General features: G+C 39.6%; 4 protein-coding genes. 3 read left to right on the top strand and 1 reads right to left on the bottom strand.

The window, feature by feature from the left end:
• Both PX481_RS15395 and pstB read left to right on the top strand, forming a co-directional pair.
• Nucleotides 1–348 (top strand): phosphate ABC transporter ATP-binding protein (locus tag PX481_RS15395; protein ID WP_288094903.1); only part of this gene is annotated, 348 nt, incomplete at its 5' end.
• Nucleotides 349–446: 98 nt separating this feature from the next.
• Nucleotides 447–1,244, top strand: a complete 798-nt coding sequence (gene pstB, locus PX481_RS15390) for a phosphate ABC transporter ATP-binding protein PstB (RefSeq protein ID WP_149976845.1) — start codon at nucleotides 447–449, stop codon at nucleotides 1,242–1,244.
• 74 nt (nucleotides 1,245–1,318) lie between these two features.
• Here the strand turns inward: pstB and PX481_RS15385 are convergent, their stop codons facing one another.
• Nucleotides 1,319–1,450 (bottom strand): hypothetical protein, encoded by a 132-nt coding sequence (locus tag PX481_RS15385; RefSeq protein WP_002760015.1) that lies wholly within the window; start codon nucleotides 1,448–1,450, stop codon nucleotides 1,319–1,321.
• Between the two features lie 308 nt (nucleotides 1,451–1,758).
• On the opposite strand from PX481_RS15385, the gene PX481_RS15380 reads away from it, so the two are divergent.
• On the top strand, nucleotides 1,759–1,985 hold a 227-nt coding region (locus PX481_RS15380; protein WP_288094901.1), incomplete at its 3' end, for a hypothetical protein.

Here is a 1,985-nt window from a genome sequence, read left to right as displayed (position 1 = left end):
TTTTCCCTGTCGGGGGGACAACAACAAAGATTATGTATTGCTCGCGCTATTGCCGCTCAACCAGAAGTATTATTAATGGATGAACCCTGTTCGGCACTCGATCCGATTTCAACTTTAAAAGTTGAGGAATTAATGCACGAATTAAAAGAACGTTACACGATTATTATTGTTACTCACAATATGCAACAAGCCACAAGAGTAGCAGATTTAACGGCTTTTTATAACGCTGAAGCCACCGATAAAGGTGGCAAAATTGGTTATCTAGTCGAGTTTGATCATACGGACAAAATCTTCGGTGATCCTCAAGAACAAGCAACTAAAGATTATGTTAGTGGACGTTTTGGCTAAATTCAGTTATCAGTTATCAGTTATCAGTTATCAGCTTTTTTCTTCCCTCTCCTCGTCTCCCTTTTCCTTTTTCCCCAACACCTATTCCTTTGAAAATTATGTATAGTAAAGATGTTGTCACCGATGCAGTTTTGAGAACCAAAAACTTAAACGTTTACTATGGTTCTAATCTTGCTGTTCGTGATGTTAACCTTGATATTCCTGAGAAAAAAGCGATCGCTTTTATCGGTCCCTCTGGCTGCGGAAAAAGTACAGTTTTACGCTGTTTTAATCGCATGAATGATCTGGTTAAAAGTGCCAAAATTGAGGGAAAAGTTACCTTTCGCGGTCAAGATATTTATGGTAATTCCGTTAATCCTATCGGGTTACGCAGTCGTATTGGTATGGTTTTTCAGAAACCGAATCCTTTTCCTAAATCTATCTATGAAAATATCGCTTTTGGGGCGCGCTTAAATGGTTACATCGGTGATATGGATCAATTAGTGGAAGAATCTTTAAAAAAAGCCGTTCTCTGGGATGATGTTAAAGATAAACTCAAAGAAAGTGGTTTAGCTTTATCGGGGGGACAACAACAAAGGTTATGTATTGCCCGCGCTATTGCGGTTAAACCGGAAGTTGTTTTAATGGATGAACCCTGTGCGGCACTCGATCCAATTTCTACCCTAAAAATTGAGGAATTAATTCACGAATTGAAAACCCAATATACTATAGTTATTGTTACTCATAATATGCAACAAGCGTCGCGGGTTTCTGATTTAACGGCTTTTTATAATGCTGAACCGACCCCAAAAGGCGGTAAAGTGGGCTATTTAGTGGAATATGATCGCACCGAGGTAATCTTTCAAAATCCCGCTCAAGAGTCCACTAGAGATTATGTTAGCGGTCGTTTTGGTTAAAGGATTAATAATTAATCGTTGTTCACGACCCCGGGATAGATTAATTTTTTCCCCAGGGAATGATTGAAAAACGATTAACTTAACTGATTGCGAAAACCTTTGGCACTAATAGTTAAAAGTATCATAGGGAAACCAATCAGAGCCAATAAACGAATAGCAAAACCAAAGATAAAAAGAGTCATCAGGACGGAGAGAATTAGTTTCATAAAATTGCCCGATTACGGAGAGATTTTGACGGCAGTTTTCGGGAACTTCTCGCCCCCTTTCCCTGTCTAAGTCTAAGGCAGTAGCGAGGGTAATATAATCTAAATTTTGCTGGTAATTTTCCCCGTTGTTGACCTTCTTCTCTACCTTCTTTTATTGCTTCTTGATCGACTTTAGTTTGTTTGAGATGGCTAAGACTAAACACGCCTTCTATGCCAACTATGCCAACAAGGTTTTTAGATTTATTCAGCAAGCCCTATATAATTCTAAGTAGAGAGACCGATAAAAAGCGCTAAAGGGATTGTAACCGATGACGGATGAAAGATTAGAACGGATCGAGAGCATACTACAGGCTACCGTTGTCCTCACGCAACAGAATCGAGAAGATATAGCACAGCTAACCCGTGAAGTTAGGACAATAGCAGGGAGTCTTGAACGAACCAACGAGCGCTTAAATCAATTTATCACTCAAGCTGAGAGCGATCGACAGTTTTTCCGCAACGAAGTCACCGGCATCCGTACAGAAGTTAAGCGAAT

The organism is Microcystis sp. M53603_WE2 (assembly GCF_030065435.1).
The sequence above is the reverse complement of the archived record's forward strand: the minus strand, read 5'-3'. Positions and strand labels throughout refer to the sequence as shown.